This window comes from Sporocytophaga myxococcoides DSM 11118 (assembly GCF_000426725.1).
GTDB classification, from domain to species: domain Bacteria; phylum Bacteroidota; class Bacteroidia; order Cytophagales; family Cytophagaceae; genus Sporocytophaga; species Sporocytophaga myxococcoides.
Window position 1 is genome coordinate 130,862 of record NZ_KE384561.1, and the last position, 13,776, is coordinate 144,637.

The 13,776-nt window shown below is 35.3% G+C and carries 11 protein-coding genes; 6 read left to right on the forward strand and 5 right to left on the reverse strand.

Going from position 1 to position 13,776, the window contains the following annotated elements; genetic code table 11:
• Nucleotide 1 precedes the first annotated feature (1 nt).
• The 4 genes from K350_RS0124570 to K350_RS0124585 all read left to right on the forward strand — a co-directional run bounded on the left by K350_RS0124570 (nucleotide 2) and on the right by K350_RS0124585 (nucleotide 4,602).
• Nucleotides 2-1,468, forward strand: a complete 1,467-nt coding sequence (locus K350_RS0124570; RefSeq protein WP_028982177.1) for a complex I subunit 4 family protein — start codon at nucleotides 2-4, stop codon at nucleotides 1,466-1,468.
• Between the two features lie 3 nt (nucleotides 1,469-1,471).
• Complete coding sequence (locus K350_RS0124575; protein WP_028982178.1) at nucleotides 1,472-2,860, forward strand: NADH-quinone oxidoreductase subunit N; 1,389 nt, start codon at nucleotides 1,472-1,474, stop codon at nucleotides 2,858-2,860.
• Between the two features lie 30 nt (nucleotides 2,861-2,890).
• Complete coding sequence (locus K350_RS0124580) at nucleotides 2,891-3,538, forward strand: DedA family protein (RefSeq protein WP_028982179.1); 648 nt, start codon at nucleotides 2,891-2,893, stop codon at nucleotides 3,536-3,538.
• A gap of 89 nt (nucleotides 3,539-3,627) precedes the next feature.
• Nucleotides 3,628-4,602 (forward strand): TerC family protein, encoded by a 975-nt coding sequence (locus K350_RS0124585; protein ID WP_028982180.1) that lies wholly within the window; start codon nucleotides 3,628-3,630, stop codon nucleotides 4,600-4,602.
• A 198-nt stretch (nucleotides 4,603-4,800) separates the two neighbouring features.
• Here the strand turns inward: K350_RS0124585 and dacB are convergent, their stop codons facing one another.
• Nucleotides 4,801-6,270 (reverse strand): D-alanyl-D-alanine carboxypeptidase/D-alanyl-D-alanine endopeptidase, encoded by a 1,470-nt coding sequence (dacB, locus tag K350_RS0124590; protein ID WP_028982181.1) that lies wholly within the window; start codon nucleotides 6,268-6,270, stop codon nucleotides 4,801-4,803.
• A gap of 79 nt (nucleotides 6,271-6,349) precedes the next feature.
• On the opposite strand from dacB, the gene K350_RS0124595 reads away from it, so the two are divergent.
• Nucleotides 6,350-7,693 (forward strand): sensor histidine kinase, encoded by a 1,344-nt coding sequence (locus K350_RS0124595; RefSeq protein ID WP_028982182.1) that lies wholly within the window; start codon nucleotides 6,350-6,352, stop codon nucleotides 7,691-7,693.
• A gap of 451 nt (nucleotides 7,694-8,144) precedes the next feature.
• Nucleotides 8,145-8,417, forward strand: a complete 273-nt coding sequence (locus K350_RS30290) for a hypothetical protein (protein WP_051313766.1) — start codon at nucleotides 8,145-8,147, stop codon at nucleotides 8,415-8,417.
• Nucleotides 8,418-8,549: 132 nt separating this feature from the next.
• Here K350_RS30290 and K350_RS0124605 read toward each other — a convergent pair whose 3' ends face one another.
• Genes K350_RS0124605 through K350_RS0124620 form a run of 4 tightly spaced genes read right to left on the reverse strand, consistent with a single transcriptional unit; the run spans nucleotide 8,550 to nucleotide 13,700 of the window.
• On the reverse strand, nucleotides 8,550-9,329 hold the full coding sequence (locus tag K350_RS0124605) for a heme ABC transporter ATP-binding protein (RefSeq protein ID WP_028982183.1): 780 nt from the start codon (nucleotides 9,327-9,329) through the stop codon (nucleotides 8,550-8,552).
• 2 nt (nucleotides 9,330-9,331) lie between these two features.
• Entirely contained in the window at nucleotides 9,332-10,372 is a 1,041-nt protein-coding gene (locus tag K350_RS0124610) for a FecCD family ABC transporter permease (RefSeq protein ID WP_028982184.1), read from the reverse strand.
• Nucleotides 10,365-11,231, reverse strand: a complete 867-nt coding sequence (locus K350_RS0124615) for a heme/hemin ABC transporter substrate-binding protein (protein ID WP_037577357.1) — start codon at nucleotides 11,229-11,231, stop codon at nucleotides 10,365-10,367. Before K350_RS0124615 ends, K350_RS0124610 begins: the two co-directional genes overlap by 8 nt.
• Nucleotides 11,232-11,285: 54 nt before the next feature.
• Entirely contained in the window at nucleotides 11,286-13,700 is a 2,415-nt protein-coding gene (locus tag K350_RS0124620) for a TonB-dependent receptor (RefSeq protein ID WP_028982186.1), read from the reverse strand.
• Nucleotides 13,701-13,776: the final 76 nt, after the last annotated feature.

Genomic DNA, 13,776 nt, shown 5'->3' on the forward strand with positions numbered 1-13,776 from the left:
AATGGAAACCAGTATATTAATTTTTCTTCCGTTAGTAGCAGGCTTAATTTCATTCCTGCTTCCTGACAACAGGGCAAAACAATTTGCATTTACAGCTGCACTAGCTGAATTTGCTTATTCTCTGGTTTTACTCTTACAATTTAATCCTCAGGAAACTTTAGCTTATAGTACTTCAGTGCCATGGGTTAAATCAATGGGAATTTCATTCAGTGTAGGAATGGATGGAATCAGCATACTTCTTGTAATGCTTACCACCTTTCTTATTCCTTTAATTATCCTTTCTTCTTTCAGAAGAACATTTGCTAACAGCAACTACTTCTATGGACTTGTATTAATCATGCAGTCAGCACTTGTAGGAGTATTTGTTGCCCGTGATGCGTTTTTGTTCTATGTGTTCTGGGAGTTGGCACTTATTCCAATCTATTTCATCGCATTGATCTGGGGAGGCGAAAACAGAAAAAAAATCACTTTCAAGTTCTTCGTTTATACTCTAGCAGGCAGTCTATTAATGCTTGTTGCGATCATTTATCTGTATCTTCAGACCCCAAACGGTTCGTTCGACATTAATCAATTCTACGCAGTTGGAAGCACATTAAGTTCAACAGACCAGGCGCTTGTGTTCTTTGCATTCTTCCTGGCATTTGCTATCAAGATGCCGATCTTCCCTTTTCATACTTGGCAGCCTGACACCTATACTGTAACACCTGCTCAGGGTACTATGCTTCTTTCTGGAATCATGCTAAAGATGGGTATCTACGGAGTTATAAGATGGATACTTCCACTTGTACCAGAAGCAGCTCACACATATGGAATGCCGGCGATTATTCTTAGCGTGATTGGAATTATCTATGCTTCGATCATAGCAATTAAGCAAAAAGACTTCAAGAGACTGATTGCTTATGTTTCAATCGCACACGTTGGTTTAATTGCAGCAGGAATATTTACTCTTGGAGAAGAAAGTCTTCAGGGAGGTATCATTCAAATGCTTTCTCACGGTATCAATGTAGTGGGATTGTTCTTTGTAATTGATGTTCTATTTGACAGAACCAAAACGCTTGAACTATCTTCTTTAGGTGGAATAAGAAATGTTGCCCCCTTCTTTACTGTTACGTTTATCATTTTGCTTTTCAGCAGTATAGCACTGCCATTTACAGGAGGTTTTCCTGGTGAGTTCCTTCTATTCGTTGGAATATTCCAGTACAATCCGTGGATAGCTGCAGTGGCCGGAGTTTCTGTAATTCTGGGTGCAGTTTATATGTTATCAAGCTTCCAGAAGATCATGTTGGGAGAAACCAACAACTTAACTTCAGGATTTGCTGATCTGTTTACAAGCGAAAAACTGGTATTAATACCAATAATCATTTTAATATTCTGGATGGGGATTTACCCTGAAACATTCCTTGAAATTTCGGAACCAGCAGTTAAAGCATTAATCAAAGGAACAGGGGCATCTTTAAGTTTGAAATAACCGATGAAAACATTAATTCTAACAGCATTACTTGGCATCGTTTCAATGTTATCCGAGATATTCGGATTCAGAAAATATCTTTGGACAATTTTAGTTCTTGGCCTTACAGGTGTATTTTGTGTAAACTTGTCTGAGCTAACTTCTGCATATCAGTATTTTCCGAATATGGTTGTATTTGATCATTATGCGGGAGTATTTTCCGGGCTAATTATACTGATGGCTCTTGTTTGGTTTTTTATCTCAAAAGATCAGTATGATTCAAATGAATTCAATCAGGCAGATCATTACTCACTGATAATGTTTGCTCTAACCGGAACAATTGTACTCGTATCATTTACCCACCTTGCTATGCTTTTCCTTGGAATCGAAATTCTTTCAATTCCAATGTTTATCTTGGCTGGTAGTAGAAAACATGAACTGTCTTCAAATGAAGCTTCTTTAAAGTACTTTATAATGGGTGCTTTTGCTTCAGGTATATTATTATTTGGAATTGCTCTTTTATATGGTGCAACTGGAACATTCAATATCCACGAAATTGCACTTATAGCTTCCAATAATTCAGATTCTGTATCAATCTTATTTTATACAGGTATATTTATGGTGATGATTGGTCTTGCATTCAAGGTTTCTGCAGTTCCATTCCACTTCTGGACGCCAGATGTTTATGAAGGATCACCACTTGTTATTACTGCTTTCATGGCAACTATTGTAAAAACTGCAGCATTTGCCGCTTTTTACAGATTATTCAATACATCATTTACCCCACTGCTTCCGCATTGGGGATCTACGCTTTCTGTGATTATTATCTTTACGATTTTAACAGGAAATATTCTTGCAGTGTATCAGATCAGCGTAAAAAGGATGCTTGCATACTCTGGTATTGCTCAGGCAGGTTACATGTTAATGACTATACTTCTTCAAAACTACGAAAGTCAGGACGCATTAGTACTTTATACGTCCTCATATGCACTATCAACACTTTGTGCTTTTGCGGTTCTTCATTATGTAGTTAAATTAAAAGGCAATGATTCTTTCGAAGCATTCAGTGGTTTAGGCAAATCTCATCCATTACTTGCTGTAATCATGGTAATTTCTATGCTTTCTTTAGCAGGTATTCCTCCTGCAATTGGATTCTTTGCTAAATTTTATCTGTTCTCAGCGGTTCTGCAACAAGGATATTTAGGATTGGTAATTGTAGCTGTACTAGGCTCTTTAATAAGCGTTTACTATTACTTCAGAGTTATTATTTCAATGTATTCTGGAGAATCTGAAACAGAATCAATACAACTTTCTGTTATTAATAAAGCTGTATTAGTATTAATTGGCTGCTTAATAATTCTACTTGGAGTTACTCCTGGCCTGTTTATTGATGCTATAAAGTCTTTAACCTAAAGACAGAAGTTTAATTAAATAGTTTTATACATGGATTCTATTGTACACCTCTTTCAGCAATTGATCGATCCCGAGAAACTGATTCTGTTTGGAGGTGTAACTTTAATCCTGTTAGTTGTTTTTATAGAAAACGGGTTGTTTTTTGGTTTTTTTTTACCAGGTGACACACTTCTTTTTACAACAGGAATATTCTGTGCCACAGGTATTTTGAACACCTCTATTCTCCTACTCTTAGGAACCATATCACTAGCTGCAGTACTTGGTAATCTGGCAGGATATGCCTTTGGAAAAAAAATGGGAGAAGCACTACTTTCCAGAAAAGATACTCTCCTATTTAAAAAGAAATATGTAATGGCTGCCGAAGCCTTCTTTATTAAATATGGAGGATTGGCATTAGTAATGGGAAGATTTTTACCTATTATAAGAACTTTCGCACCCATTTTCGCAGGAGTTGTAAAATTTGACTTCAAAAAATTTCTCACCTATAATATTATAGGTGGAATACTTTGGGTCTTTTCAATGCTTTTATTAGGTTATTTTTTAGGTATAATGTTTCCTCAAATAAAAGAACATCTAGAATTATTCATTGGAGGAATCGTAGTCATCACTTGGATTCCTGTTATAAAAACCTACCTTACAGAAAGAAGAAAAGTTAAGAAAGCAAACGAACAGGTCTGAAAAAATTTTTAATTATTTTACTTTCAATGTCTGTTCTTTTGGTTAATTTTATTGGATTTTATTAGGGTATTTGCTGACCAAACGACTTAATGGAGAACATTTATTTTTGGATAATCTTTAATGTTTTTGTACTGGGCCTTCTGATTCTGGACCTTTTTGTTCTGAATAGAAAAACTGAGACTGTAACTGTTAAATCTGCTTTGTGGTGGTCTGCATTCTGGATTGGACTTGCAATTGCATTTAATATATTCGTTTATTTCTGGAAAGGTAAAAACGCAGCATTTGAATTTCTCACTGGCTATTTACTAGAGGAATCTTTAAGTGTCGACAATCTCTTCGTATTTATGCTGATATTTAACTATTTCAGAGTTCCGTCTGAATATCAGAGAAAAGTTTTGTTTTGGGGAATCATTGGAGCGCTAGTACTTAGAGCATTTTTTATAGTTGTCGGAGTTTCTCTGATTAATCAGTTTCACTGGATGGGATTCATTCTTGGGGGATTTTTAATTTTTACAGGTGCTAAAATGGCGCTTGAAAAAGATGAAGAGATCAATCCGGAAAAAAATCCTATTATACTTTTGGTTAACAAATTCTTGAGAGTTACCAAGAATTATCATGGAAGCGATTTCTTTACGAGAATAAACGGGCAATTATTTGCAACTCCTTTATTCATTGTAGTCCTTGTGGTAGAAACAACTGATGTTGTATTTGCTGTTGATTCAATTCCTGCAATCCTTGCAGTAAGTAAAGATCCTTTCATTGTTTATACCTCTAACGTTTTTGCATTACTTGGATTAAGATCCCTCTACTTCGCCCTTGCAGGAATAATGCAGCTTTTCCATTATATCAATTATGGACTGTCATTGATTTTAGTTTTTATAGGCATAAAGCTTGTCGGGGATTCTGGTGGATGGTTTGAAATAGAAATGAAGTATGCCCTGATGATAGTTGCAGGAATACTGACTCTTTCAATTCTTTTTTCAATTTGGTTCCCCAAAAAAGATGAGGACCAGAATGATGAAGAACCTAAAGATGAATCTGTTGAAGCTAAAGAAAATAAGTAAGCCACCAGTTTTATAGCTTTTAGTTTCTCAGAAGTTATTTCACATTATATAGATATTAATTTAAGATCTGAATAATGTTTCTTGGCTTGGGTCTCTATCCTTATTCTTCTCTAATATTCCTTTATAAAAGTATATCCAAGAATCTTTTATTCTCATTAGTCTCTTTGAGATTATAGAATCATTCATTCCGTCTCAAGATTAATTAAATTGCCCTGCCTGAAGCAATAAAAGAATTTTTTCAAGTTTGGGTATCAAAGCTGAGGCTGTGCATTCAAAATTATTGACCATCACCGAAAATGAATATTCCTTTCCGGTTTCAGGATTTTTGATATAACCTGAATAACAAAGTACCCTTTTCATACTACCACTTTTGGCCCGCATATTATTTTCCAACTTAGTACCTTTTCCTACTTTTTTTAAAGTACCGCTCCCACCAGAAACAGGAAGTGAGTTATAAAAATCAGCATAATACTTTTCTTTGCTCATTTGCAAAAGTGCCTGACTGAATGCTTCAGAACATACCCAATTGAATGTAGAAAGTCCGCTCCCATCGATAACAACAATTGAAGACGGATCTAATCCCTTTGAATTCCAAAACTCCTGCAATGCCTTTATTCCAGCCTTAGTAGAACCTTCATTATATAACTTTTTACCGATCATCTTTAATAGTGATTCAGCATAAAGATTCAGACTATTAACATTGGTTTCCTTTATGATATCTCGCAAAGGAGAAGAGGTAAATGTGTGTACAACCTTTCGTTCTGCTATTGCCTGGCCATTAAAAGTATATATAGATCTGGCAGGTTGAGTTACTTCAATATTATTTTTAAATAAAGCTTCCTTAATTCCAGAAGCCACAAAATACGCTGGATCGGGCATTGATCCTTTAATTGAAAAATTTCCCCCTTTGGGTATTGTCCCCGATACTGTCCTAAGACTGGTAAAGGGTGCTCCATAAATGTAACCGTTATCGCCGGTACCTTCTGCGGCTGTTTTAAGAGAATTGAGAAATTGAATGTTAGGAATAACCGGATCCGTTCCCAAAACTTCAACAGAATCACCAATTGCTTTTCCTGGTTTTAGAATAAGCTTATAAGTATTCTCATTTACATTTACCCCATAGGCACCTGTACCATAATAATTGCCAATATCTGTCCATATCCAATAATCAGGAATAGAATTATATTCAAACCAGGATGCATCACCAATTATACCACCATTGATCTGTTTGATACCTGCCTCAGATAATATTTTACAAATTTTATTCAGAACTTCACTCCATGCTTCTGATGCAGAAATCCTACCACTACCAAATGTTGGATCACCTTCTCCTCTAATATAAATGTTGCCATCAAGGACTCCTTTATTACTAATATGGCCATCGTATTCAAGATAAGTTTTAAATGTATAGTCAGGTCCAAGGAGACTTAATGCAGCAGCTGTCGTTAGCAATTTTTGATTAGATGCGGGTATCAAGAGTTTAGTACCATTGTAATTGAGAATCGTTTTTGATGTAGATAATTCATGAGCATAAAAAGAAATACTCCCCCTCTTCAAATCCTTTGTCTCAGATAGTTTCTTCAACTCGGTCAATGCGCCCTGACCTGATGCGTGGTTTAAAATTAAAAACAAACCAATTGTTAATACTGGAAATATTCTGGCAATCATTTATCTTAACGATTAATTGAGTTAATTCAAATATTTACTAAACAAGTTAAAGACTGAAGAGTTTCCCTTTTTACTGCATATGGAAAAATCTTACGGACATATAGAACAGACTAGGCTCTCTTGCCTGATAGACATCAACGGAACATTTCTAAAGGTTGATGAAGCATGCAGAACTATATTGTTGGAAGACGAGACCCAATCATCTTCAAACTTCTTTAGTTCATGTCTGGATAAATATGCTAAACTTTTTACTTCCTTTCTATCTATAGTTGAAAAAAATGATCCTTCTGTTATAATCCTCAAACATAAAAATAACAAAGGCATACTTGAGATTGAATGGACAGTCACCTCAAACGATAATGAAAAATCCTTTTCACTTAGTGGTCTGATAAGACAAGATTTTACCACTACAGAGCTTCAGAATAAAATTCAGGAATACATTTATCCTACCATCATAACTGATCCATCTCTTAAGATTACCTCATACAACAAAGCATTTGATAAGGTAAATCCTGCATTGTCCGGAACAATAATAGGAATGGACTTAAAAGAAGTATTAATAGATAAAGATGGTAATTTTATCCATGAAGCTATCTTTTCCGCTGGGAATTGTTTTCCAATTCCACTTCAACTAAAGCTCAATGGACAGGACAATGATTATATAGTATCCATGCTTTCTCTATCTGATTATAATATTATCACGCTATTGCCTCAAGCAAATAGTTCTTTAAAGGAGAACGAGCTAAAGAAGAAAGAAGAGGATATAAATAACTTCATATATAAAGTCTCACATGACTTCAAAGGACCTCTTACAAGTTTGAATGGTGTACTTGATATCGCTGCAGATGAGTTGAAAGACAGTGCATTCATTCCTTTTTTAAACATGATCCGCACATGTTCTGATAAGCTAGAAGCATTAATTACTACTCTTCTTGAGTTATCAAGGGTTCAGGCTACCCCAATAATTAAGGAAGCGACAGACCTTCACCTGCTTATTTCCGAATTAAAAAATGAAATCAGGAAACAAGTACCTGTATTGTATGACAATGTTCAACTATCAGTTCCCGATACACTTCCAAACTTTATTACCGATGTTCGAGTGTTCAGAATCGCATTAAAGCATTTGTTGCTGAATGCATTTGTATTTCAAAAGAAGACCAGACAACAACCAATAGTTGAGCTTAAGATAAGTAAAGACATCTCTGCTATTGAATTTGAAGTAATAGACAATGGACTTGGAATTGCTGAAAATAAAATGGAAAGAGCATTCGAAATGTTTTATAAAGGATCAGACTACTCTGTTGGAACTGGTATGGGTTTATACCTTGCAAAAGTAGCTATTCAGAGATTGTCTGGTGAATTGATTCTGACAAGTAAACTAGATGAAGGAACAAGAGCCATCATAAAATTACCTCAGAGTTGATATTACTACACATTTTTTTTTCAAGCTTTAACTTTTTTTTATTTGATAGATATAGAGGTTATGATGAGATAAACTCTATGATTACACTCAAACATTAGATACTCTGAAGACATTGATATCAAAGGAACACAGAAGGGCAACAAAAAAAATATTTAAAAAAATATTTAAGTATTCAAGTCAAAAATTTTCACTTGATGAGTAATCTTATAGATAGAAAAATTATTTTTTTTAAAAAGTATCTTGCTATATATTTGTAAAAAAAAAAACTTTTTTATTATTTTTAAGTATAAATACAATAAAGTAATAAGAAACTGTTATTTTATTTTTTACTTAGACTATATAACTAATGTCAAAATATAGTAACAAAGAACTTTTCAAGATCATAGAGGACGGGTTCCTCAAATCACTTGAAGAAGTTTTAAAATCAGTAGACACCAAAACCCTAAAAAAAGTGAAAAAAGTAGTTAAAGCCGCTGCTAAAAAAGTAGCAAAGAAAGCCGCTTCTAAGAAAGCCGCTTCTAAAAAAGCAGCTTCTAAGAAAGCAGCTTCTAAAAAAGTAGCATCTAAGAAAGCAGCATCTAAGAAAGTAGCATCTAAGAAAGCAGCTTCTAAGAAAGTAGCTTCTAAAAAAGCAGCTTCTAAGAAAGTAGCTTCTAAAAAAACAGCTTCTAAGAAAGCAGCTTCTAAGAAGACTGCAGCTAAGAAAGCAGCTGCAAAACAATAAGGAGCTTAATCTTTAAGAAATAAAAAGACATCAGAAATGATGTCTTTTTTATTTTATCCCTGTATACATTTACTAAATACACTTTTACTTTTAATATCTCACCTGAAGAGATCTTAAATTAACTTCTCCTTATTAAGTAAAAATTAACTGCATTGGAGCGTCATCCTGATGTTTAACTCTTACCTTCACCCTATACAGGTCAAACAGAGTTTCACTCGTAACTGCAACTTCCGGTGGCCCCTGCATTACTATCTTTCCATTCTTCAATAATATCAGATTGTCGGCGAACTGAGCTGCTAAGTTTAGATCGTGTACTACTCCTACAATTACTAGATTCGGTCTCAATATCTCACGGAGCTTTGTCATAAAATGCCATTGATAATAAATGTCGAGATAGGTAAGTGGCTCATCCAGAATAAGGTATTTTACTGAAGAATCTTCAGACAATAAGTCGATCTGAGACATTACCCGTGCAAACTGTACTCTCTGTTTTTCACCCCCACTTAAGGTATGATAGTCTCTTCCTACCAATTCATAAACCTCAAAGAACTTCATAAGCTCTTCGCAAACTTGAAAGTCCTTCTTTGTAGCTTTGCTATGAAAATGTGGATACCTTCCCATCAATACCACTTCCTCTACTTTTAAAGAAAAAGGCAACTCTGTTTGCTGAGACAAAACTGCTCTTACTTTTGCAAGATCATTGTTGCTATAAGTCTTCACTGCTTGATTTCCAATACTTACTTCTCCTGTTGTTGGCTTGATAAGTCCTGAAAATATCTTAACTAAAGTAGACTTACCTGCACCATTAGGACCTAATATCAAGTTCAGTTTTCCCGATTCCAGACTTAAAGAAACATCCTGTAAAATTTTTTTACCTCCTGCTTCGTAGCTTACATTATGGACTTTCAACATAATCAGAAGAAGTATTGATTTCTCTTTTTTAACAGATATAAAAAAATAGGAACTCCAACAAATGAAGTAACTACCCCTATTGGCAGTTCGGCCGGGGCAAGTAAAAGTCTGGAAATAAGGTCTGCACTTGTAAGTAAAATTGCCCCCATCATTGCACTGCCAATTATGAGATACCTGTTATCTGACCCTATCAGAATTCTGATAAGATGAGGAGCAATTAATCCGACAAAACCGATGACTCCGACAAAGGCAGTAGTTACTGCTACCAGCAGGACATTCAAGGCCATTACATTTTTCTTCAGGATCGTGATGTTTGCGCCCAGCATTGAGGCATCTTCTTCACCTAACATTAGAGCATTCAATGCTTTTGAATAGCGAAGAGCTATAAAAAAACATAATCCACTAATAGTACTAACAACCCAAACTGCACTCCAACTCGCACCCGATAGAGTTCCCAGATTCCAAAATGTAACAGACCTTGCCTGTGGATCCCTTGCTATATATGATAAAAAACCGACTCCACTCATAAACAAAGAGTTAATTGCGATACCGGTTAGTAATAAAACGATTACAGATGATTTAGCTGTTTCATTCGAATTGGAAAACATCATTACCAAAAGTGTTGCGATGATGCCTCCTATACAAGCTGCTATGGACAAGGTCCATTCTCCGGCATTGATTTCCATTGATGATCCAAGTACTAAATATAATGCTGCACCAAAAGCGGCACCGCTTGAAGTACCAATAAGTCCTGGTTCAACAATAGGATTACGAAATAACGCCTGCATCAATACTCCGGCAATCGCCAGAGATGCCCCTGTAACAACACAGAGAATTGCCCTTGGAAATCTTATATGAAGAAATATATTTTCCCTCAAACTAAGTGTTGCTTCTTCTGATCTGATCCACTTTTGAATTGAACTTAAGATTTCTATCCATGAGATATTCACTGCTCCAAACCTTACAGAGGTCATTGCAAGCATGAATAGAATTAAAAGCAGAAATAAAAATACAGGTCTGTGTTGCTGATCAAATCTATTCATCAGATTGAATTAACTTTTTCATTTTTAGAACATTTTCACCAGTTCGAGGACCAAAATAAACTAAATCATGCTCTTCAAATCTATATATTTTATTGTTTTTTGCAGCCTTAGTAGTTGCAATACCTGGAAGTTCTTTGATCTTCTCGGGAGTACCTAGACGGTCGTATCCGAAGTCAGTAAGCAGAATAATATCAGGATTTGCATCAGCTATAATTTCCGCCGAAATATTCTGCATACCTTTTTCTCCTGTTATAGGTATTCTTCCCCCAGCCCAAGTAACCAATTGAGCAGCGTTGCTTAGTTTGGTCATTACTAGGTAAACATTCGAAGCTCTTCCATAGTGAATAATAACAACATTGGGGGTATCCACAACAGGTTTTTCATTCTTCAGAGCAGCTTTCAAGTCGCTGTCAATTTTTCTACAGAGGGAATCAGCCTGAATTTCCTTATGAAAGTAAGTGCCTATCTCTTTTATCAAAGTTTTTGTTTCATCAATATCTTTGGCTTTTGAAAAAGTTTTCATGGGAATCTGAAGTTTTTCCATCTGAGACATCACATGATCCGGACCAACATTATTATCATGAATAATTAATGTTGGCTGAGCTGCAATCATTCCTTCCGCACTTAATGCACGGTGGTATCCTACAGTTGGAAGGCCTTTTATTTCAGAAGGAAATGTACTTGAAACATCCACAGCTACGAGGTTATCCTGAGCTCCCAATGCATAAATTATCTCATTATATTGTTTAGCAATGCAAACAATACGCTCTTGTTTACCTTCTGTTTTTGCTTCATTACCAAAACGGCCACAGGAACAAAAACTTAACAAAACTATAACTGGTAAAATCAGTTGCTTCATATTCTTTATCATTAATAGAGGCATTCCTAAATAGAATGCCTCGTCTTGTGTTTATCAGAATGAATAATTAAGGTTCAGTCCTCCAAAGTAATTGATTTTATATGGGGCTGGAAGATAAGCGTCAGGTAATTGATTGAGAAAAACCATATAATAATACTGAGTACTTGTAATATTATTAGCTCCAAAATAGACTCCAACATTCAGATGGTCGAAAAACTTATGTTGATATCCTACTTTAGCATTAAGCAGGCTATAGCCGGAAGTTTTATTTTTTCCATCCGAAGTAAAAGGCATCTGATCTCTGTATGAATAATTTATATTCCCATAAACTCCATATTTTGTAAGAAAATCTATTCCAGCATTTAAAGTAACAGGAGGAACTCCAGCCACTGCATTTCCGCTATAGTCAACAGTTACCAGGCTATCCTTATTAGCTTTGTTTTTTGCAACAGATTGATATTTTATATTATCATATCTGAAATGAGAATAAGTAAAATTAGCAAACGGCCGGATTGAAGTAAAGGTATTATTCTTTGACCTATATACAGTGTACATAAGCGCAACTTCAAGTCCTTTGTTGTTAAGACTTCCGCTATTTACAAGATAAGTGTATAGAGTAGCTGTGTTTGCCGGGTTTTGAACAGCAACAGTTGTCATTTTATTGGAAAATACAGTGTTAAAAGCAGCTACTTGGAACTGTAATCTTTCTTCAAGTAAATTTCCTTTAGAACCAATTTCATATTGGGTTCCTATTTCAGGTTTCAATCCAAGATTTAACTCTCCAGTTGTTGGTATGTAAAAATAAGAACTAACAGGAGCCTTATACCCTTTACTAAAGGATGCATAAACAGAAAGTTGTTTGCTAAAGACTTTATTAACAGCAAACCTTGGAGAAACCATGTCTGTATATGAAGTTTTGTATCTGGTCGGAACATGTTTCACTTTTGTATTTGACGGATTATTATTTGAAGCAAGATAATTTCTGTCATCCAGTCCTATATTCATGGAGCTCCAGCCAAGGCCCGCGGTGAATGATACATCATGTGGTAAAGTCAATGTCCATTCTGAAAATATGGATGAATTAGAAGTTACTGTTGACTGATTGCTTCTTTGCGCTCCTATAATGTTATACCCCTTCAGATTAAAACTATCTGCAACCATTCCATAACCGATGGTCTGAGCTTGCTGGCTTTGAAATTCAATTCCGGTAATTCCTGATAAACTGAATTTACTTCCAAGAGAAAATCTGGTATCAAATGTAGAACGGAGACCATAATTAACCGGCCTTTTATCTGTCCAGCCTCCAGCTGAACTCGCATTGCTATTTAGCCCCGAGCCAAATACTGCTGTATTATTTGTGATATTTCTGTTTATCTTATAGGTATGTCCGATGCCAGCTCGGAAGCTTATTATTTCGGAATGAGCATTGTTTTTAATATAAGCCGGATTACCGGAATAATCTTTGTTTCTATATTGAGCGATAGTAAGCTCTCCTCCTCTTTCATCATAACTATTGCTATATCCGAAGTACGTGGTTATTGCCTGTCTTGCATTTAGATTAAAATCTCCCATTACATTAACAAAATCCTTATGAGAAGCAGAGTGCGCCATGAAGCCATCCGATTTTTGCTTGCCATAATTGATCAATAAAGAAGATTTTTCCCCTCCAATTTCCAAAGAAGTAGTATACCGCTGCAACCCATAGCTTCCCAACATAGCATTCTGACTGACAGATGTTTTTCCTTTCTCCGCCTTTCTGGTTTGAAGGTTTACCACTCCTGCAATCGCTAATCCATATATAGACCCGGAAGGTCCTTTTATAACTTCCACATTGCTCACTGATCCAAAGTCAATATCATCCATAAGGGTAATCCCTTCTGCATCTGTTATGGGAATATTATTAAGATATACTTTGGAACCCTGAGTATCAAAATTACTATTGATTCCATTAGTACCCCTTGCTCCGTTGCCATATCCACGTATATTGAATTGTTGACCTGCAGATACTGTTCTTCGTTCCATATATACTCCCGGAACATTTGTGTTTATAGCATCATCCAGGAATAGACCTGTTCCCCTTTTCAACTCTGTTTCATTTAATTTAACTATAGATTGAGGTTGATTCAGAATGGCTTTATTAGCATTAGAAGTTGCTGAAATTTCAATTTCTTCCAAATGTGAAGCTGACTGAACCAGCTCAATAAGGACTTCTCGGCAACTAACTACATATAAATGATAGTCTTCATAACCTATATATGAAGCAGTAATTTTAAGAGAATCCATACAAGTAATTTCAAATTGCCCCTGCTCATCTGTCATAGTTGCAGTTTGACCTTTAACAAAAATATTTGCTCCGGATAAAGGAGACTTAGTTTGTTTGTCTATTACTTTTCCTTTTAACATCTCTTGTCCTAAAGACATAGAAATAGTAGCCCAAAGGAAAAGATTTATGAGTAGAAATCTTTTCATTATTGAGTAATGTTTAATTTTTAAGAAAATGATTGATGTTACAAATAATATCTTTTATAGAGGTACATATAAATAA